This is a genomic window from Streptomyces sp. P13-3-3 (genome assembly GCF_050571355.1).
Lineage (GTDB): Bacteria > Actinomycetota > Actinomycetes > Streptomycetales > Streptomycetaceae > Streptomyces > Streptomyces althioticus.
On record NZ_CP192228.1, the window covers coordinates 5,174,167 to 5,192,863 of the forward strand.

Here is an 18,697-nt window from a genome sequence, read left to right on the forward strand (position 1 = left end):
CCACCTGATGACGACATTCACCACCGGCGCCTCCACCCTCACCCGGGACGCGCTCGCCGTGCTGCAGCCGGGGTTCACCGGCACCACCGCACCCGACTGGGTACGGCGCAGACTGGCCGAGGGCCTGGTCTCCGTCGCCCTCTTCGGCCGCAACGTCGCCGACCCCGAGCAGGTCACCGCCCTCACCTCGCAGCTACGCGCCGAACGGGACGACCTGCTGGTGGCCATCGACGAGGAGGCCGGCGACGTCACCCGCCTCGAGGTCCGCACCGGCTCCTCGTTCCCCGGCAACCACGCCCTCGGCGCCGTCGACGACCCCGCCCTCACCCGGCGGGTCGCCCGCGAACTGGGCCGCCGGCTCGCCGCGTGCGGCGTCAACCTCAACTGGGCGCCCTCCGCCGACGTCAACGCCAACCCCGACAACCCCGTGATCGGCGTCCGCTCCTTCGGCCACGACCCCGCCCTCGTCGCCCGGCACACCGCCGCCTACGTCGAGGGCCTGCAGTCCCACGGCGTCGCCGCCTGCACCAAGCACTTCCCCGGACACGGCGACACCAGCGTCGACTCCCACCACGCGCTCCCGCAGATCGACCTGGACGCCACCACGCTCCACGAGCGGGAACTGCGCCCGTTCCGCGCCGCCATCGAGGCCGGCACCCGCGCCGTCATGACCGCCCACATCCGGGTGCCCGTGCTCGACCCGGACCGCCCCGCCACCCTCTCCCCGCGCATCCTCACCGGCCTGCTGCGCGAGGAGCTCGGCTACGACGGCCTCATCGTCACCGACGGCATGGAGATGGGCGCCGTCGCCGGCACCTACGGACTCGAACACGGGGTCGTGCTGGCCATCGCGGCCGGCGCCGACGCGATCTGCGTGGGCGGCGGACTCGCCGACGAGGCCACGGTGCTGCGGCTTCAGGACGCCCTCGTCACCGCCGTGCGCTCCGGCGAACTGCCCGAGGAGCGGCTCGCCGACGCCGCGGCCCGGGTCAGGTCGCTGGCCGCGTGGACGACGGGCATGCGGCGCTCGCCCGGCACCGCCGACGACTCCGCGCCGGAGATCGGCCTGACCGCCGCCCGCCGGGCGGTCACCGTCACCCGCGCGGCCGGTCCCGCGCCGGTCACGGACCCCGTGTACGTCGCCACGTTCAGCCCCGCCCCGAACATCGCGGTGGGCGACGAGACGCCGTGGGGCGTCGGCACGGAGCTGGAACGGCTCCTCCCGGGCACCGCCACCGGCCACTTCACCGGCCCCGACGCCGGCGCGGAGGCGCTGCGCGCGGCGGGCGGACGCCGGGTCGTCGCGGTGGTCCGCGACGAGCACCGCCACCCGTGGATGGGGGCGGCCCTCGACACGCTGCTCGCGGCGGGCCCGGACACGGTGGTCGTGGAAATGGGCATCCCCCAGTCCGCGCCGCGGGGCGCGCTCCACATCGCCACGCACGGCGCGGCGAGGGTCTGCGGCGTGGCCGCGGCGGAGGCGGTCCTGGCGGGCTGACCGAACGCCGGAGGGGCTGAGAATCAGCCCCTCCGGCGTTTGAGGAGCGGGGTCCGGGGCGGAGCCCCGGGGTCGGGAAGGGGAGGGGCGGAGGGGGCGAACACCCCCGTAGTTCACGGGTACAGCTTCTCCCCCTTGGCCAGCATCGCCACATACTTCTCGATCCGCGCCGCCCGCGTAGCCACCCGCTTCGCCTCCTCGACCCGATGCAGAATCGCATACCGGTTCCGGCTGTCCAGCGAGTCGAAGAACTCCCGCGCCCCCGCAGGCGCGGCATCCAGCGCCGCCCGCAGATCCTCAGGCACGGCAGCAGTCCGCTGACTCGCGTACGCGGCCTCCCACCGCCCGTCCGCCTTGGCCCTCTCCACCTCCCGCAGCCCGGCCGGCCGCATACGCCCCCGCTCGATCAGCTCGATCGCCTTCTGCCGGTTCACCGCCGACCACCGGCTCCGCGCCCGGCGCGGGGTGAACCGCTGCACCCAGTGCGTCTCGTCCAGACTCTTCTTCTGCCCGTCGATCCAGCCGAAGCACAGCGCGGACTCCAGCGCGGTGGCGTAGTCGACGCCCTTCAGCCCGGACCCCTTACGGGGAATCTTCAGCCACAGCCCCTCGGCGTCCCCCTGATGCTCCTCCAGCCATGCCTCGAAGTCCTCCGGGGTCTCGAAACCCAGCACCGGCCCCGTCGTACCACCCGTCCCACCTGCCATGCGCCCATGCAAGCCGGGTTCGGCGGCCGGGTCAACGGCCCTCCGTCGCCGGGGTGTTGCGGGAGGAACGATGGCGGAGCGTGTCGTTATTGGGCCGAACGGGTGACCATGGGTAAGAATTGGCCGATGCACACAGCCAGCGCGACAGGGGACGGAGCATGCCGGTGAGCAGCCACGATGTCACCGACGAACAGTGGGAGGGGCTCGCCCAGGTCGTGCCGCTGCGGGGCCGCGACGCATGGCCGTCCTCGGTCGGCCACCGCGCCGTGCCCGAGGCCCCCACGGAGGCGCGCCGCCGCTTCGTCGTCCTCCGGGTGAACGTCTTCGCGGACGCCCGCGAGGTCGCCGAGACCCTGATGTCCGGCATACCCGTCCTGCTCGACCTGACGGGCGCGGAACCGGACGTCGCCAAGCGCGTCCTCGACTTCAGCACGGGCGTCGTCTTCGGCCTCGCCAGCGGAATGCACCGCGTGGACCGCAACGTCTTCCTGCTGACACCGGAGGGCATGGAGGTCACCGGACTGATGGAAGGCGTGGGGGCGCCCGGCGCATGACGGTCCACGCGCCCCGCGCGCACGGATCGGCGCGCCGTCCGTTCGTAGGAACGGCCTCCTGAGGGAACGGTTCGGCGGCGGCAGCAGCGTTTAGCGTCCGGCGCATGACCCCGCCGCCCCCGCCCCAGCCGGTCGCGACGACGCCCCCGCCGCCCGCCGCGCCTTCCTCACCCGCCCGAGTGGATGCCGGGCGGGCCCGGCGCCCCTCGCTGCCGCGCGTCACCGAGCTGCTGCTCTCCGCCTTCGCCGGACACCGCGGCACCACGTTCCGGCTGGGCGACCTGACTCTGCTCGCCGGCCCCAGCGGCACCGGCAAGACCACCGCGCTGCGCGCGTACGAGGCGCTCGCCCGGCTCGGCGGCGGGGCCGAACTGGGCGAGGTGTTCCCGGACCCGTCGGCGTGTGTCCCGGAGCGGGCCCGGCCCGACGCCCAGCGCCGCCGCGGCTTCCGCATCGGCTGCACCGCCGAAGGACCCGAAGGTCCGGTCCGCCTGGAGGTCGCCGTCCAGGCGGAACCCGAACTGCGCATCGTGGGGGAGAGGCTGTCCGCCGACGGCCTGGTCCTGCTGGAGACCGCGCTGCGCGACCCGAGCAGGCGCACCGTGCAGGCCGCCTGGCACACGGCGGGCGCCACGGCCGTCACCCGCGCGCCCCTCCCCGACGACCGTCTCGGCACCGCGCTGCTGCCGCTGCGCGTGGCCGGCACGACCGAAGGACAGCTCCGCGTGCTGGCCGCGGCCGAGCAGATGCTGGTGGCGCTGCGCTCCGTCTTCCCGTGCGACCCCCGCCCCGAGCGGATGCGGGACCCCGTCCCGGCGGGCAGCGGCCGGCTGCTCCCCGGCTGCGAGAACCTCGCCGACGTACTGTGGCGCACCCGCTCCGAGTGCACCCGCCGCCACGCCCTGCTCGTCGACGCGGTGCGGGTCGGCTGCGCCGGACCCGTCGCCGACCTGCTCGCCGAGCCGTGCGCCGGAGGCCGCCTGGTGCGCGCCGTGCTGGACCGCGGCAACGGCGCCCGCACCACGCTGCGCCGGCTCGGCGACGGCGAACTGCGTTACACGGCCCTGGCGTTGGTGCTGCTCACCGGACCCGGCGTGCTGGAGGCCGACGTGCCCGGCGAGGTCCCGGCCGCCCTGCAGTGCCTCACCGTCCTCGCCGACGGCCTGGACCGGGCGCAGGATCCGGCCCAGCGCGCGGCCCTGCTGGCGCTGGCGGCGCGGATGTGCGAACGGGGGCACATCCGCCTGGTCGGCGCGGTGAGCGACGCGACCTGGGCCGCCGGGGTGCCCGGGGCGACCGTGGTACACCTGAGGCGTGACTGACCCGCACGACGACGCGTCCCGGCCCGCCGACCTGCCCGCGCTCCAGCGCCGCCTCGTCGACTTCGCCGCCGCTCGGAACTGGCAGCCGTACCACACGCCCAAGAACCTCGTCGCCGCCCTCGGCGTGGAGGCCGCCGAACTGCAGGAGATCTTCCAGTGGTTGACGCCGGAGGAGTCCGCCCGCGTGATGGACGACCCGGACACCGCGCACCGCGTCACCGACGAGGTGGCCGACGTGCTCGCCTACCTCCTCCAGTTCTGCGAGGTCCTCGGCGTCGACCCACTGGCCGCGCTGGCGGACAAGATCGACCGGAACGAGCACAGGTTCCCGGTGCCGGCTCCGGAACGGTCCGCCGCTCCGCCCCACCCCTAGGAGCCGTCCCTTCCGCTCTCACGCTCCGTGGTCGAACATTCGACCTGACACCCGAGGCTGTCCACAGATTTCGGACTTCCTCTGGCCTTTTGTCTCACAGAGCTTCACTCTGGGTAGTGAACAAGGGAGTTCAACGGATGCGGACGCGTGGGCAGCGCGTCGGACAGACGGGGGCAGCGCATGGACGCTGTGCGGCTCATCGTGACGAGCAGGAGGGCCCTGGCCACCGGCGGCGGGGTTCCGGACCTGCTGACCGAGGTGTGGCAGGCGCAGGCCCTGGCCCAGGCGATAGGGAGCCGCCTGGCCCTCGTGGGCCCGCCTCAACTCCGCGACGAGGCAACAGGGTTGGCCGACCTGGCCGGCCATGGCATCGGCGTCCTGGACCGGACGCCGCTCGATTCCGGTGAGCCGCGCGCGGCCCGGCTCACCGAGCTGGGTGACACCCGCGCGTGCCTGATGCACCTGGGCGGCCTGCTCGGCGACGTCGGTATCGCCCTCGTCGGCATCGCCTGCGCCGCCGACGACGAGGCGACGTACTGGAGCTGTGTCGAGGCCATCGACGCGGCGGACGAGGCCCGGGACCGCGTCCGGGACATGCTCCGCAAACTGGCGGACCGGGAGGCGGCGCCACCCCGACGGGAGGCAGTCTGACGGCCCCGCGTGGGTCTCGCCGCCTCCCGCGCACCGGGGTCGGAGCACCTGCTGAAGCCAGTCGAGGACGACCTCGCAGTGGAGTTACGGCGCCGCTTCACGCCCTCCGGGGCGGCGCAGCGGGCCAGGACCGCCGCCCCGGCCCCGCCTATCAGGCCGGTCAGTGCGGCGCGGCGACAGCGCGCGGTCGCGCGGTCGGTCGAAGCGTTCGTCATGTCTGCGGACGTCGGCGGGGTGCGGAGGGCCCTCCATCGGCCGGACCGACGGTTGCTCCGATCGGCGGATCGGCGGATCGGGGGAGCGGAGCCCCTCTCGGGCCACCGCCGCGCAAGGCCGCCTCTGAGGCGCGGACCGGACCTCGCCGGCTGAGGCCCCGGACCTCTGCCGCGCGCCGCGCCTCGGGCCCCGGCCGCGCGGCTCGCCCAGGACGTTCAGTTCCGCGGGCCCGCCCGCAGGCGCCCCGACCGTCGCCCGGTGCACCCGGAGCCCCGAGCCCGGGAGCGCAGCCCCGCCTCAGCCTTCGCCTCGAAGCCCGGAGGCCGGGTCACCTCAGGCCCCCGGACGGACGGGAGCGGAGCCCGGCTCGGCAGTCCGGGCGCCCGCCCGTCTCAGGCACTCGCCGCGCACGGCCGTCTCGGGCGCCCAGGGGCGCAGCCCGTCCCGGACGCGCAGGGCCTCCTCAGGTATCCGGCAGTCCGGGCGGCCCGCCCGTCTCAGACGCCCGGGCCGCCCCCCGAGCCCTCCGCCGCGGACGCCCCGACCTCCTCCGTCCGCCCCCCGCCGGACGCCCCCTGCGCCTCACCCCTCCCGCCGGCCCTGTCGGCCCCGCCGGCTCCCTGGAGCTCCGCGTCCAGTGCGGACAGGTCCGCGTTCAGTGCCGCCATCAGCAGGTCCATCTGCGCGAGCAGACCCCCCTGCGGCCCTCCGGCCGGCGCCCCGCCCCGCTGCGGCACACTGTTCTGCTCCTCCGACATGACGGCCCCCTCGGCCCATGGCCCCGCCCGGGGGCCGACACGGTGACACCCCGGCGTCACAGGGCCGGCGCGGGCGCCGGACGCTCCGGCTCCGAACGAGCCAACGATCTTCCCCACCCCCGGTCACGACCGGCCGTACCACCGGCGTGCGACGAGGCACGCCGAGGGCCCTCGCGCGCCCCCGCCCCGAGGAACGTGCAGGATAAGAGGCATGGATCTCCGCATCTTCACCGAGCCCCAGCAGGGGGCCACCTACGACACTCTGCTCACCGTCGCCAAGGCCACGGAGGACCTCGGCTTCGACGCCTTCTTCCGCTCCGACCACTACCTGAGCATGGGCGGGGACGGCATGCCCGGCCCCACCGACGCCTGGATCACCCTCGCCGGACTCGCCCGCGAGACCAAGCGCATCCGTCTCGGCACACTGATGACGGCCGGCACCTTCCGCCTGCCCGGCGTGCTCGCCATCCAGGTCGCACAGGTCGACCAGATGTCCGGCGGCCGCGTCGAACTCGGCCTGGGCGCGGGCTGGTTCGAGGAGGAGCACAAGGCGTACGGCATCCCCTTCCCCAAGGAGAAGTTCGCCCGCCTCGAGGAGCAGCTGGAGATCGTCACCGGCCTGTGGGCCACGGAGGTCGGCAAGACCTACGACTTCCACGGCACCTACTACGACCTCACCAAGTCGCCCGCGCTGCCCAAGCCGGCCCAGTCCAAGGTGCCCGTGCTGATCGGCGGCCACGGCGCCAAGCGCACCCCGCGCCTCGCGGCCCGGTTCGCCGACGAGTTCAACATCCCCTTCGCGTCGGTCGAGGACTCCGCGGCCCAGTTCCAGCGGGTCCGCGACGCCGCCCGTGAGGCCGGCCGTGACCCCGGCGACCTCGTCTACTCCAACGCCCTCGTCGTCTGCGTCGGCCGCGACGACGCGGAGGTGGCGCGCCGTGCCGCCGCGATCGGCCGCGAGGCCGACGAGCTGAGGGAGAACGGTCTGGCGGGCTCGCCGGCCGAGGTGGTCGACAAGATCGGCCGCTACGCCGAGGCCGGCTCCCAGCGCGTCTACCTCCAAGTGCTCGACCTGTCCGACCTGGACCACCTGGAGCTGATCTCCTCCCAGGTCCAGTCCCAGCTGTCCTGACCGGCGCGCCGAGCGGGGCCGGTCCCACCGGGAGCGGCCCCGCTCGCTCCGCGTGCGTGCGAAAAATGCGCGGACCCTCGCGACGCCTTCCCTGTACGTTGGGCCGACACCGGAATCCCGGTGTGTACCCCCAGCTCAGAAGGTGTCTCGAGGTGTGACTCCGTGTTCCTGACGATCAGTACCACCGGCTCCGCGCAGCGCCCGGCGACCGACCTCGGCTATCTGCTGCACAAGCATCCCGAGAAGGCGCAGGCGTTCTCCACGTCGTACGGCACGGCGCACGTCCTCTACCCGGAGGCGGACGCCGAACGCTGCACGGCGGCGCTGCTGCTGGAGGTGGACGCGGTGGCACTGGTCCGGCGCGGCAAGGGCAAGGGCCGCGGCGGCGCCCCGGACGCCGCCCTCGCCCAGTACGTCAACGACCGCCCGTACGCGGCTTCTTCCCTGCTCGCCGTCGCCCTCGGCTCGGTCTTCTCCAGTGCCATGCGCGGCGTGTGCACGGCCCGCCCTGAGCTGCCGGGCACCCCGCGGCCGCTGCGCGTCGAGGTGCCCGCGCTGCCCGCGCGCGGCGGCGCCGACCTGGTCCGCCGCCTCTTCGAGCCGCTCGGCTGGACGGTCACCGCCGAACCGGTGCCGCTGGACACCGAGTTCCCGGACTGGGGCGACTCCCGCTACATACGCCTGGCCCTCCAGGCGGAGTCCCTCACCCTCGCCGAGGCGCTGCGCCACCTCTACGTGCTGCTCCCCGTCCTGGACGACGCCAAGCACTACTGGGTCTCCCCGGACGAGGTCGACAAGCTGCTGCGCGTCGGCGACGGCTGGCTGGCCGGACACCCCGAGCGGGAGCTGATCACCCGCCGCTACCTCTCCCACCGCTGGTCGCTGACCCGGCAGGCGAAGGAGCGGCTGGAGCTGGTGCGGCTGGCCGAGGCGGACGACAGCGAGGTCGAGGACCTCGACAACGCCGTGGAGCCGGAGGCCGAGGACGAGGAGAGGCCGACCCCGCTCGCCGTGCAGCGCCGCGAGGCGATCCTCGGCGTGCTGCGCGCGTCCGGCGCCGCCCGGGTGCTCGATCTGGGCTGCGGGCAGGGCCAGTTGGTGCAGGCGCTGCTGAAGGACCCGGCGTTCACCGAGATCGTCGGCGTCGACGTGTCGATGCGGGCGCTCACCATCGCCTCGCGCCGCCTGAAGCTGGACCGCATGGGCGAGCGCCAGGCGTCCCGCGTCACCCTCCTCCAGGGCTCCCTCGCCTACACCGACAAGCGCCTCAAGGGCTACGACGCGGCCGTGCTCAGCGAGGTGATCGAGCACCTCGACCTGCCGAGGCTGCCCGCCCTGGAGTACGCGGTGTTCGGGTCGGCCCGCCCTCGCACGGTGTGCGTCACCACCCCGAACGTCGAGTACAACGTCCGCTGGGAGAGCCTGCCGGCCGGGCACGTCCGGCACGGTGACCACCGCTTCGAGTGGACCCGCGAGGAGTTCCGCGGCTGGGCCCGCACCGTCGCCGAACGACACGGCTACGACGTGGAGTTCCTGCCCGTCGGGCCGGACGACCCCGAGGTCGGACCGCCCACCCAGATGGCCGTGTTCCGGCTCGACACCCCGAAGCTCGACACCCCGAAGGAGGCGAAGGCCGCATGACCACCACCGACACGACCACCGCCGCGCGCGGCCGTGCCCTGCCGGTCACCGACCTGTCCCTGGTCGTGCTGATCGGCGCCTCCGGCTCGGGCAAGTCCACGTTCGCGCGCCGGCACTTCAAGCCGACGGAGGTCATCTCCTCCGACTTCTGCCGGGGTCTGGTCGCCGACGACGAGAACGACCAGAGCGCCTCCCGTGACGCCTTCGACGTGCTGCACTACATCGCCGGCAAGCGCCTCGCGGCCGGCCGCCGCACCGTCGTCGACGCCACCAGCGTGCAGCAGGACGCCCGGCGCCAGCTGATCGACCTGGCCAGGCAGCACGACGTGCTGCCCATCGCCATCGTGCTGGACGTGCCCGAGGAGGTGTGCGCCGAGCGCAACGCGGCCCGCACCGACCGCGCCGACATGCCCCGCCGGGTCATCCGCCGCCACACCCGCGAGCTCCGGCGCGGCCTGCGCCACCTGGAGCGCGAGGGCTTCCGCAAGGTGCACGTGCTGCGCGGCGTGGAGGAGGTCGAGCACGCCACCGTCGTCACGGAGAAGCGGTTCAACGACCTCACCCACCTCACCGGGCCGTTCGACATCATCGGCGACATCCACGGCTGCTCCTCCGAGCTGGAGGCGCTGCTCGGCAAGCTCGGTTACGTCGACGGCGTCCACCCGGAGGGCCGCACCGCCGTGTTCGTCGGCGACCTCGTCGACCGCGGCCCCGACAGTCCGGGTGTGCTGCGCCGCGTGATGGCGATGGTGAAGTCGGGCAACGCCCTGTGCGTGCCCGGCAACCACGAGAACAAGTTCGGCCGCCACCTCAAGGGCCGCAAGGTGCAGCTCACCCACGGGCTCGCCGAGACCGTCGCGCAGATGGAGGGCGAGAGCGAGGAGTTCCGCGCCGAGGTACGGCAGTTCGTCGAGGGCCTGGTCAGCCACTACGTCCTCGACGGCGGCAACCTCGTGGTCTGCCACGCCGGCCTGCCGGAGAAGTACCACGGCCGCACCTCGGGCCGGGTCCGCAGCCACGCCCTCTACGGCGACACCACCGGCGAGACCGACGAGTTCGGGCTGCCCGTGCGCTATCCGTGGGCGGAGGACTACCGTGGCCGGGCCGCCGTCGTCTACGGCCACACGCCCGTCCCCGAGGCGACCTGGCTCAACAACACCATCTGCCTGGACACCGGCGCGGTGTTCGGCGGCAAGCTCTCCGCCCTGCGCTGGCCGGAGCGCGAGCTGGTCGACGTACCGGCCGAGCGGGTCTGGTACGAGCCGGTGCGGCCGCTGCGCACCGAGGCGCCCGGCGGGCACGAGGGGCGTCCGCTGGACCTGGCGGACGTCCACGGCCGGCGGGTCGTGGAGACCCGGCACATGGGCCGGGTGGCCGTACGGGAGGAGAACGCCGCCGCCGCGCTGGAGGTGATGAGCCGGTTCGCGCTCGACCCGCGGCTGCTGCCGTACCTGCCGCCGACCATGGCGCCCACCGCGACCTCGCAGCTCGACGGCTACCTGGAGCACCCGGTGGAGGCGTTCGCGCGGTACGAGCAGGACGGCGTGGCGCGGGTGGTGTGCGAGGAGAAGCACATGGGCTCGCGCGCGGTCGCCCTGGTGTGCCGTGACGCGGAGACGGCGGCCCGCCGGTTCGGCGCGGCCGGGGGCGGGACCGGGTCGCTGTACACCCGTACCGGCCGGCCGTTCTTCGACGACGCGGACGTCACCGAGGAGATCCTCGGCCGGCTGCGCACGGCGGCCGGCGAGGCCGGGCTGTGGGACGAGCTGGAGACGGACTGGCTGCTGCTGGACGCGGAGCTGATGCCGTGGTCGCTGAAGGCGTCCGGGCTGCTGCGCACGCAGTACGCGGCGGTCGGCGCGGCGGCCGGCGCGGTCTTCCCGTCGGCCCTCGCAGCACTGGAAGGCGCCGCGGCCCGCGGGGTCGACGTGGGTGAGCTGCTGACCCGTCAGCGCGAGCGGGCGAGCGCGGCGGCCGGGTTCACCGACGCCTACCGCCGCTACTGCTGGACCACCGACGGGCTGGAGGGCGTGCGTCTCGCGCCGTTCCAGATACTCGCCGTCCAGGGGCGCAGCCTGGCCGCACTGCCGCACGACCGGCAGCTCGCCCTGATCGACCGCATGGTCGAGCACGACGCCACGGGCCTGCTGCAGACCACCCGCCGCCTCTACGTCGCCACCGCCGACCCCGAGTCGGTGCGGGCCGGCGTCGACTGGTGGCTGGAGATGACCGGCCGCGGCGGCGAGGGCATGGTCGTCAAGCCGGTCGACGCCCTGGCCCGCGACGGCGCCGGACGGCTGGTCCAGCCGGGCATCAAGTGCCGCGGCCGGGAGTACCTGCGGATCATCTACGGTCCCGAGTACACCCGCCCGGAGAACCTGGCGCGGCTGCGGTCCCGCTTCCTCGGCCACAAGCAGTCCCTCGCCCTGCGCGAGTACGCCCTCGGCCTGGAGGCCCTGGACCGGCTCGCCGACGGGGAGCCGCTGTGGCGCGTCCACGAGCCGGTGTTCGCGGTGCTCGCCCTGGAGTCCGAGCCGGTCGACCCGCGCCTGTGAGGCGGACGGGGGCGGAGGAGCGATCCATCGCCCCCGTCCGCATCCCGCGTGTGGGGGACGGGATTCGGCCAGGGCAGGGGTGAACCCGGGTGCGGGCGGTCAGGATGGAGTCATGACCTACCACGTCGACTCCGAGGCCGGGCGGCTGCGCCGCGTCATCCTGCACCGGCCCGATCTCGAGCTCAAAAGGCTCACCCCGAGCAACAAGGACGCGCTGCTCTTCGACGACGTGCTCTGGGTGCGCCGGGCGCGCGCGGAGCACGACGGCTTCGCGGACGTGCTGCGCGACCGGGGCGTCACCGTCCACCTCTTCGGCGACCTGCTCACCGAGACGCTGGAGCTGCCCGAGGCGCGCGGGCTGGTGCTCGACCGGGTCTTCGACGAGAAGGAGTACGGCCCGCTGGCCACCGACCATCTGCGCGCCGCGTTCGAGACGCTGCCGGCGCCGGAGCTGGCCGAGGCGCTGATCGGCGGGATGACCAAGCGGGAGTTCCTCGACTCCCACCCCGAGCCGGTCTCCGTGCGCTTCCACGCGATGGAGCTGGACGACTTCCTGCTCCGCCCGCTGCCCAACCACCTCTTCACCCGCGACACCTCCGCCTGGATCTACGACGGCGTCGCCATCAACGCCATGCGGTGGCCGGCCCGGCAGCGGGAGACCGTGCACTTCGAGGCGATCTACCGGCACCACCCGATGTTCCGCAAGGAGTCCTTCCACCTCTGGTCCGAGGGACAGGCCGACTACCCGTCCACCATCGAGGGCGGGGACGTGCTGGTCATCGGGAACGGCGCGGTGCTGATCGGGATGAGCGAGCGCACCACCCCGCAGGCCGTGGAGATGCTCGCGCACAAGCTGTTCGCGGCCGGTTCGGCGCGCACCATCGTCGCCCTCGACATGCCGAAGAGACGCGCCCTGATGCATCTCGACACTGTGATGACCATGGTCGACGGTGACACCTTCACGCAGTACGCGGGCCTCGGCATGCTCCGCTCGTACACCATCGAGCCGGGCGCCGACGAGAAGGAACTGAAGGTCACCGACCATCCGCCGGAGCACATGCACCGGGCGATCGCCGCCGCGCTCGGCCTGAGCGAGATCCGGGTGCTGACCGCCACCCAGGATGTGCACGCGGCCGAGCGGGAGCAGTGGGACGACGGCTGCAACGTGCTGGCCGTCGAACCGGGCGTGGTCGTCGCCTACGAGCGCAACGCCACCACGAACACCCATCTGCGGAAACAGGGCATTGAGGTGATAGAGATCCCCGGCAGCGAGCTGGGCCGGGGCCGGGGCGGGCCGCGCTGCATGAGCTGCCCGGTCGAGCGGGACGCCGTGTAGCAGGGGCGGGGACGGGCACGGAGGGATCTGTATAGAATTGCAAGGAGTCGTATAGACTTCCATGGTTCGTGTCCCCCAGTCCTGGAGCGCCCCCATGGCGACAGTCCCGACCCCCCTCGCCGGCCGCCACTTCCTCAAGGAGGCCGACTTCACCGCGGAAGAGTTCCGCGGCCTGCTGGAGCTGGCCGCGGAACTGAAGGCCGCCAAGCGGGCCGGGACCGAGACGCCGTACCTGCGCGGGAAGAACATCGCGCTGATCTTCGAGAAGACCTCGACCCGCACCCGCTGCGCCTTCGAGGTCGCCGCCGCCGACCAGGGCGCCTCCACGACCTACCTCGACCCGTCCGGCTCGCAGATGGGCCACAAGGAGTCCGTGAAGGACACCGCCCGCGTGCTGGGCCGGATGTACGACGGCATCGAGTACCGGGGCGACAGCCAGGCCAAGGTCGAGGAGCTGGCCGCGTACGCCGGCGTGCCCGTGTTCAACGGGCTCACCGACGACTGGCACCCCACCCAGATGCTCGCCGACGTGCTCACCATGACCGAGCACAGCGACAAGCCGCTCACGGACATCGCCTTCGCCTACCTCGGCGACGCCCGCTTCAACATGGGCAACTCCTATCTGGTCACCGCGGCCCTGCTCGGCATGGACGTACGGATCGTCGCGCCGAAGACGTACTGGCCGGCGCAGGAGGTGGTCGACCGGGCCCGTGAGCTGGCCGCGGCGAGCGGGGCCCGCGTCACGCTCACCGAGGAGATCTCCGAGGGCGTCGCGGGCGCCGACTTCGTCGCCACCGACGTCTGGGTGTCCATGGGGGAGCCCAAGGAGGTCTGGGGTGAGCGGATCGCCGCCCTCGCGCCCTACGCGGTGACCATGGACGTACTGCGCGCCACCGGCAACCCGGACGTCGGGTTCCTGCACTGCCTGCCGGCCTTCCACGACCTGGGCACCGCGGTCGGCCGGGACGTGTACGAGGCGCACGGCCTCCAGTCGCTGGAGGTGACCGACGAGGTGTTCGAGTCGGCGCACTCGCTGGTCTTCGACGAGGCCGAGAACCGCATGCACACCATCAAGGCGGTCCTGGTCGCCACCCTCGGCTGACGCGGCCCGTCAGACCGGGCGCCGCTGGCCCGGCAGATGGAACCACACCGCCTTGCCGGACTCGGTGGGGCGGTGCCCGCACGACGAGCTGAGCGAGCGGATCAGCAGCAGCCCGCGCCCGTGCTCCTGCCACGGGTCGGGCAGGTCGAGGTTCGGCTTCGTGAGGTCACGGGGCGGCTCCGGGTCCTCGTCGTGCACCTCCACCTGGAAACCGGTCGGCAGCAGCCGCAGGACCAGCTCGATCGGGGTGGCGCCCGAGGTGTGCTCCACCGCGTTCGCCACCAGCTCCGCCGTCAGCAGCTCCGCCGTGTCGCAGTCGGCGGAGTGCTCCCGCTCGGCGAGCGCCGTGCGCACCAGGGCGCGCGCGACGGGCACGGCCGCGGTGGTGTGCGGCAGCGCGACGCGCCAGGAGGTGGGGACGGCGGGGGGTTCGTACACAGCGGTTCCGTTCATGGAGCGGGCGCTCCCGTGTTCGAGTGCCCATGGTACGGCGCGCCTCGCCCGGTCCCGCCCCCGGGACGGGGGAGCACCGGAGCCCTGCCGGGCGCGCCGCCCGGGGCGCTGCGCCCCGGCATCCGCGGCCTACCCGCCCGGCGACCCCGCCTCGCACACCCGCCCGCACCGTTACGCAGGCGTCGATGTTCCGTGACGCGTGTGACGGCGCCCGAACGGCGTATCGCGCACTCGTGACGACAGTCACCAATCGGTGATAGCTTCGAGTGGCAGACCTCACTGAGCCGCGCAGTGCCCGTCCGAGGAGGCCGCCCTCATGAGTCCTTTCACCGGCTCCGCCGCCCGCACCGCGCGCTGGGAGCATCTGCGCGTCGAGGTCGCCGACGGTGTCGCCCACGTCACCCTCGCCCGCCCCGACAAGCTGAACGCGCTCACCTTCGGCGCCTACGCCGACCTGCGCGACCTGCTCGCCGAGCTGTCCCGGGAGCGGGCCGTCCGCGCCCTGGTGCTGGGCGGCGAGGGGCGCGGCTTCTGCTCCGGCGGCGACGTCGACGAGATCATCGGCGCGACCCTCTCCATGGACACCGCGCAGCTCCTCGACTTCAACCGCATGACCGGCCAGGTCGTCCGCGCGGTACGGGAGTGCCCCTTCCCCGTGGTCGCCGCGGTGCACGGGGTCGCTGCGGGCGCCGGCGCGGTCCTCGCGCTGGCCGCGGACTTCCGCGTCGCCGACCCCACCGCCCGCTTCGCCTTCCTGTTCACCCGGGTCGGCCTCTCCGGCGGCGACATGGGCGCCGCCTACCTGCTGCCCCGGGTCGTCGGCCTGGGCCACGCCACCCGCCTGCTGATGCTGGGCGAGCCGGTGCACGCCCCGGAGGCCGAGCGGATCGGCCTGGTCAGCGCGCTCGCCGACGAGGGCGGCGCGGACACGGCGGCCCGCGAACTGGCCCGCCGCCTGGCCGACGGCCCCGCCCTGGCCCACGCCCAGACGAAGGCCCTGCTGACCTCCGAACTGGACATGCCCCTGGCGGCCTCGATCGAACTGGACGCCTCCACCCAGGCCCTCCTGATGACAGGAGAGGACTACGCCGAGTTCCACGCGGCCTTCACGGAGAAGCGAGCCCCGAAGTGGCGAGGGAGGTAGCACCGATGCCACCAACACCCCCAGGGGCGCGGGGAACTGCGCGACAAGCCACAACGAACCCGCACCCGCCGACGAAGCCGAACGGCCCCCTACGCGTGGCGATCGTCGGAGGAGGCCCCGGCGGCCTCTACGCAGCCGCCCTCCTCAAACGGCTTCAGCCGAACCGCCACATCACCGTGTGGGAACGCAACACCCCCCACGACACCTTCGGCTTCGGCGTCGTCCTCTCGGACGAAACCCTCGGCGGCATCGAACACGCGGACCCGGAGGTCTATACCGCCCTCCAGGCGGAATTCGTCCGCTGGGACGACATCGACATCGTCCACGGCAACACCCGCCACACCTCCGGAGGACACGGTTTCGCCGCCCTCGGCCGCCGCCGCCTCCTGGAGATCCTCCACCACCGCTGCCGCTCCCTCGGGGTGGAACTCCGCTTCCGCGAGGAGGCCCCCGACCCCGCCCGCCTCGCGGCGACCCACGACCTGGTGATCGCCGCCGACGGAGTCCACAGCACCACCCGCACCGCCTTCGCGGACGTGTTCCGCCCGCACATCACCGCGCACCGCTGCCGCTACATCTGGCTGGCCGCCGACTTCCCCTTCGACGCCTTCCGTTTCGAGATCGCCGAGACCGAACACGGCGTGATGCAGCTGCACGGCTACCCGTTCTCCGCCGACGCCTCCACCGTGATCGTGGAGATGCGCGAGGAGGTGTGGCGCGCCGCCGGGTTCGACGAGCTCGACGAGACCGAGTCCGTCGAACGCTGCGCCAAGATCTTCGCGGACGCGCTCGGCGGCCGCCCCCTCCGCTCCAACAACTCGGCCTGGACGACCTTCCGTACGGTCGTCAACGAGCGCTGGTCGCACGGCAACGTCGTGCTGCTCGGCGACGCCGCCCACACCGCCCACTTCTCCATCGGCTCCGGCACCAAGCTCGCCGTGGAGGACGCCCTCGCGCTCGCCGCCTGCCTGAGCGAGCAGCCCACGCTCACCGACGCCCTGCACGCCTACGAGGCCGAACGGCGGCCCGTGGTCGCCTCCACCCAGCGCGCGGCGCGCGCCAGCCTGGAGTGGTTCGAGAACCTCGCCCTGTATCTGCGTCAGCCGCCGCGCCAGTTCGCGTTCAACCTGCTCACCCGCAGCCGCCGCGTCACCCACGACAACCTGCGGCTGCGCGACGCGCACTTCACCGAGGCGGTGGAGCGCGGCTTCGGCTGCCCGCCCGGCACGCCCCCGATGTTCACCCCGTTCCGGCTGCGCGGACTCACCCTGCGCAACCGGGTCGTCGTCTCGCCCATGGACATGTACTCGGCGGCCGACGGGCTGCCCGGCGACTTCCACCTCGTCCACCTCGGCGCCCGCGCGCTGGGCGGCGCCGGCCTGGTGATGACGGAGATGGTGTGCGTCAGCCCGGAGGGCCGCATCACCCCCGGCTGCGCCGGGCTGTGGAGCGGCCGGCAGGCGGAGGCGTGGCGGCGGATCACCGACTTCGTGCACACCCGCGCCCCGGGCACCGCCATCGGCGTGCAGCTCGGCCACAGCGGCCGCAAGGGCTCGACCAGGCTGATGTGGGAGGGCGTGGACGAACCCCTCGACGAGGGCAACTGGCCCCTGGTCGCCCCGTCCCCGCTGCCGTACAAGCCGGGCAGCCAGACACCCCGCGAGCTGTCCCGCGCGCACCTCACCGACCTGCGGGAGCAGTTCACGGCCGCCGCCGTACGGGCCGCCCGCGCCGGCTTCGACCTGCTCGAACTGCACTGCGCGCACGGCTATCTGCTCTCCGGCTTCCTCTCCCCGCTCACCAACCGGCGCACCGACGCCTACGGCGGCACGCTGGAGAAGCGGCTGCGTTTCCCGCTGGAGGTGTTCGACGCGGTGCGGGCGGTGTGGCCGGAGGACCGGCCGATGACCGTGCGGATCTCCGCGACGGACTGGGCGGAGGGCGGCACCACGGCCGGGGACGCGGTCGCGATCGCTCGCGCCTTCGCCGACCACGGGGCCGACGCGATCGACGTGTCGACCGGGCAGGTCGTCGCCGACGAGGAACCGGAGTTCGGCCGCTCGTACCAGACGCCGTTCGCCGACCGGGTGCGCAACGAGGCCCGCGTCCCGGTGATCGCGGTCGGCGCGATCTCCTCCTGGGACGACGTCAACTCCCTCATCCTGGCCGGCCGCACGGACCTGTGCGCGCTGGCCCGCCCGCACCTGTACGACCCGCACTGGACGCTGCACGCGGCCGCCGAGCAGGGGTACGAGGGTCCGGGCGTGGTCTGGCCGCCGCAGTACCGCGCGGGCAGCCGCCCGCCCCGCACCGGCCGCACCGACGCGCCCAAGCCCCGGCTCACCCTGTCCGACCTGCCGCTCGCGGAGGCGCCGGGCGCCTGACCCCCGAGGCCGCGCCTCAGCGTCAGCCGGCCTCGGAATCCGGGGCCGGGTTCGCGAACTCCGCGCCCGCGTCCCGCAGCCGCTCGTGCAGCGCCCGGAAGACGGACGCCGAGCGGGTGCCCGGCCAGTCCGCCGGCAGCAGACCGGCGGGCAGGCCCGGGTCGACGTAGGGGAGGTGACGCCAGGAGTCGAGGGCGAGGAGGTAGTCGCGGTACGCCTCCTCGGGCGGGGTGTCCGTGCGCCGCTCCCAGGCACGCAGCACCGGCGCGTGCTGCTCCAGGAACGCCTCGTGCTCCTCCGCGATCGCCTTCAGGTCCCACCAGCGGGCCACCGCCTCCGCCGTGGCCGCGAACCCGAGGTGCTCGCCCCGGAAGAGGTCGACGTACCGGTCCAGCCGCAGCCGCTCCAGGGTGTGCCGGGTCTCCTCGTACAGCCGGGCCGGGGCGATCCACACGCCCGGCGCCGCCGTGCCGAAGCCGAGACCGGACAGCCGGGAGCGCAGCACGTGCCGCTTCTGCCGCTCCGACTCCGGCACCGAGAACACCGCGAGCACCCAGCCCTCGTCGCCGGGCGGCGCGACGGCGTAGATGCGCCGGTCGCCGTCCTCCAGCAACTGGCGCGCCTCGGGGGACAGTTCGTAGCCGGCCGCCCCGCGGTCGGTGCGGGCCGGGAGCAGCAGTCCGCGGCGCTTGAGCCGGGAGACGGAGGAACGCACGGACGGGGCGTCCACGCCGACGGCGGCCAGCAGCCGGATCAACTCCGCGACGGGCACGGGGCCCGGCACGAACCGGCCGTAGGCGCCGTAGAGCGTGACGATGAGAGACCGTGGAGCATGCTGGTCGGACACGTTGATCATCTTAGGTCGTGTCCC

Annotated in this window: 16 protein-coding genes; 12 read left to right on the forward strand and 4 right to left on the reverse strand. The window is 73.6% G+C overall.

From position 1 onward, the window contains the following. The first annotated feature begins 7 nt into the window (after positions 1-7). A complete protein-coding gene (locus ACQZOG_RS23375; protein ID WP_203549954.1) occupies positions 8-1,498 on the forward strand; it encodes a glycoside hydrolase family 3 protein in 1,491 nt (496 codons plus the stop codon). 113 nt (positions 1,499-1,611) lie between these two features. On the opposite strand, the gene ACQZOG_RS23380 is transcribed toward ACQZOG_RS23375, so the two are convergent. Continuing rightward, a complete protein-coding gene (locus ACQZOG_RS23380; protein WP_430741770.1) occupies positions 1,612-2,205 on the reverse strand; it encodes a YdeI/OmpD-associated family protein in 594 nt (197 codons plus the stop codon). 158 nt (positions 2,206-2,363) lie between these two features. Here ACQZOG_RS23380 and ACQZOG_RS23385 point away from each other — a divergent pair, with 158 nt between their 5' ends. The 4 genes from ACQZOG_RS23385 to ACQZOG_RS23400 all read left to right on the forward strand — a co-directional run bounded on the left by ACQZOG_RS23385 (position 2,364) and on the right by ACQZOG_RS23400 (position 5,105). Beyond that, positions 2,364-2,759, forward strand: a complete 396-nt coding sequence (locus ACQZOG_RS23385; protein WP_033274109.1) for a cell division protein SepF — start codon at positions 2,364-2,366, stop codon at positions 2,757-2,759. 104 nt (positions 2,760-2,863) lie between these two features. Beyond that, positions 2,864-4,081 carry an ATP-binding protein gene (locus ACQZOG_RS23390; protein ID WP_359517855.1) on the forward strand — a complete coding sequence of 406 codons (1,218 nt, stop codon included), beginning with the start codon at positions 2,864-2,866 and terminating at the stop codon, positions 4,079-4,081. Then, positions 4,074-4,454: a nucleotide pyrophosphohydrolase gene (locus ACQZOG_RS23395; protein ID WP_037642169.1), complete on the forward strand. Its 381-nt coding sequence runs from the start codon at positions 4,074-4,076 to the stop codon at positions 4,452-4,454. The genes ACQZOG_RS23390 and ACQZOG_RS23395 overlap by 8 nt, the downstream gene beginning before the upstream one ends. A 180-nt stretch (positions 4,455-4,634) precedes the next feature. Next, positions 4,635-5,105 carry a DUF6099 family protein gene (locus ACQZOG_RS23400; protein WP_033274186.1) on the forward strand — a complete coding sequence of 157 codons (471 nt, stop codon included), beginning with the start codon at positions 4,635-4,637 and terminating at the stop codon, positions 5,103-5,105. A 713-nt stretch (positions 5,106-5,818) separates the two neighbouring features. On the opposite strand, the gene ACQZOG_RS23405 is transcribed toward ACQZOG_RS23400, so the two are convergent. Next, positions 5,819-6,079 (reverse strand): hypothetical protein, encoded by a 261-nt coding sequence (locus ACQZOG_RS23405; RefSeq protein ID WP_430741771.1) that lies wholly within the window; start codon positions 6,077-6,079, stop codon positions 5,819-5,821. A 211-nt stretch (positions 6,080-6,290) separates the two neighbouring features. Between ACQZOG_RS23405 and ACQZOG_RS23410 the strand changes: the two genes are divergently transcribed. The 5 genes from ACQZOG_RS23410 (at position 6,291) to argF (ending at position 13,845) form a co-directional block, all read left to right on the forward strand. Next, positions 6,291-7,211: an LLM class F420-dependent oxidoreductase gene (locus tag ACQZOG_RS23410; RefSeq protein ID WP_037642174.1), complete on the forward strand. Its 921-nt coding sequence runs from the start codon at positions 6,291-6,293 to the stop codon at positions 7,209-7,211. 162 nt (positions 7,212-7,373) lie between these two features. Then, a complete protein-coding gene (locus ACQZOG_RS23415) occupies positions 7,374-8,852 on the forward strand; it encodes a 3' terminal RNA ribose 2'-O-methyltransferase Hen1 (protein WP_406715892.1) in 1,479 nt (492 codons plus the stop codon). Next, complete coding sequence (locus ACQZOG_RS23420; RefSeq protein WP_193455895.1) at positions 8,849-11,407, forward strand: polynucleotide kinase-phosphatase; 2,559 nt, start codon at positions 8,849-8,851, stop codon at positions 11,405-11,407. The genes ACQZOG_RS23415 and ACQZOG_RS23420 overlap by 4 nt, the downstream gene beginning before the upstream one ends. A 112-nt stretch (positions 11,408-11,519) precedes the next feature. Continuing rightward, positions 11,520-12,743 carry an arginine deiminase gene (locus tag ACQZOG_RS23425; RefSeq protein WP_037642178.1) on the forward strand — a complete coding sequence of 408 codons (1,224 nt, stop codon included), beginning with the start codon at positions 11,520-11,522 and terminating at the stop codon, positions 12,741-12,743. Positions 12,744-12,837: 94 nt separating this feature from the next. After that, positions 12,838-13,845, forward strand: coding sequence for an ornithine carbamoyltransferase (gene argF, locus ACQZOG_RS23430; protein ID WP_033274102.1), 1,008 nt, complete (start codon positions 12,838-12,840; stop codon positions 13,843-13,845). 9 nt (positions 13,846-13,854) lie between these two features. Here argF and ACQZOG_RS23435 read toward each other — a convergent pair whose 3' ends face one another. Beyond that, a complete protein-coding gene (locus ACQZOG_RS23435) occupies positions 13,855-14,298 on the reverse strand; it encodes an ATP-binding protein (RefSeq protein ID WP_033274101.1) in 444 nt (147 codons plus the stop codon). A 316-nt stretch (positions 14,299-14,614) separates the two neighbouring features. On the opposite strand from ACQZOG_RS23435, the gene ACQZOG_RS23440 reads away from it, so the two are divergent. Further along, entirely contained in the window at positions 14,615-15,442 is an 828-nt protein-coding gene (locus ACQZOG_RS23440; RefSeq protein ID WP_033274100.1) for an enoyl-CoA hydratase family protein, read from the forward strand. 5 nt (positions 15,443-15,447) lie between these two features. Then, on the forward strand, positions 15,448-17,826 hold the full coding sequence (locus ACQZOG_RS23445; RefSeq protein ID WP_359498601.1) for a bifunctional salicylyl-CoA 5-hydroxylase/oxidoreductase: 2,379 nt from the start codon (positions 15,448-15,450) through the stop codon (positions 17,824-17,826). Between the two features lie 22 nt (positions 17,827-17,848). Here the strand turns inward: ACQZOG_RS23445 and ACQZOG_RS23450 are convergent, their stop codons facing one another. Beyond that, entirely contained in the window at positions 17,849-18,682 is an 834-nt protein-coding gene (locus tag ACQZOG_RS23450; protein ID WP_037642186.1) for a PaaX family transcriptional regulator, read from the reverse strand. Positions 18,683-18,697 lie beyond the last annotated feature (15 nt).

What these genes read in the sequence shown, in the direction of transcription:
- ACQZOG_RS23375 (WP_203549954.1), top strand. Translation starts at nt 8, where the DNA reads ATGACGACATTCACCACCGGCGCCTCCACCCTCACCCGGGACGCGCTC.
- ACQZOG_RS23380 (WP_430741770.1), bottom strand. Translation starts at nt 2,205, where the DNA reads ATGGCAGGTGGGACGGGTGGTACGACGGGGCCGGTGCTGGGTTTCGAG.
- ACQZOG_RS23385 (WP_033274109.1), top strand. Translation starts at nt 2,364, where the DNA reads ATGCCGGTGAGCAGCCACGATGTCACCGACGAACAGTGGGAGGGGCTC.
- ACQZOG_RS23390 (WP_359517855.1), top strand. Translation starts at nt 2,864, where the DNA reads ATGACCCCGCCGCCCCCGCCCCAGCCGGTCGCGACGACGCCCCCGCCG.
- ACQZOG_RS23400 (WP_033274186.1), top strand. Translation starts at nt 4,635, where the DNA reads ATGGACGCTGTGCGGCTCATCGTGACGAGCAGGAGGGCCCTGGCCACC.
- ACQZOG_RS23405 (WP_430741771.1), bottom strand. Translation starts at nt 6,079, where the DNA reads ATGTCGGAGGAGCAGAACAGTGTGCCGCAGCGGGGCGGGGCGCCGGCC.
- ACQZOG_RS23410 (WP_037642174.1), top strand. Translation starts at nt 6,291, where the DNA reads ATGGATCTCCGCATCTTCACCGAGCCCCAGCAGGGGGCCACCTACGAC.
- ACQZOG_RS23420 (WP_193455895.1), top strand. Translation starts at nt 8,849, where the DNA reads ATGACCACCACCGACACGACCACCGCCGCGCGCGGCCGTGCCCTGCCG.
- ACQZOG_RS23425 (WP_037642178.1), top strand. Translation starts at nt 11,520, where the DNA reads ATGACCTACCACGTCGACTCCGAGGCCGGGCGGCTGCGCCGCGTCATC.
- argF (WP_033274102.1), top strand. Translation starts at nt 12,838, where the DNA reads ATGGCGACAGTCCCGACCCCCCTCGCCGGCCGCCACTTCCTCAAGGAG.
- ACQZOG_RS23435 (WP_033274101.1), bottom strand. Translation starts at nt 14,298, where the DNA reads ATGAACGGAACCGCTGTGTACGAACCCCCCGCCGTCCCCACCTCCTGG.
- ACQZOG_RS23440 (WP_033274100.1), top strand. Translation starts at nt 14,615, where the DNA reads ATGAGTCCTTTCACCGGCTCCGCCGCCCGCACCGCGCGCTGGGAGCAT.
- ACQZOG_RS23445 (WP_359498601.1), top strand. Translation starts at nt 15,448, where the DNA reads ATGCCACCAACACCCCCAGGGGCGCGGGGAACTGCGCGACAAGCCACA.
- ACQZOG_RS23450 (WP_037642186.1), bottom strand. Translation starts at nt 18,682, where the DNA reads ATGATCAACGTGTCCGACCAGCATGCTCCACGGTCTCTCATCGTCACG.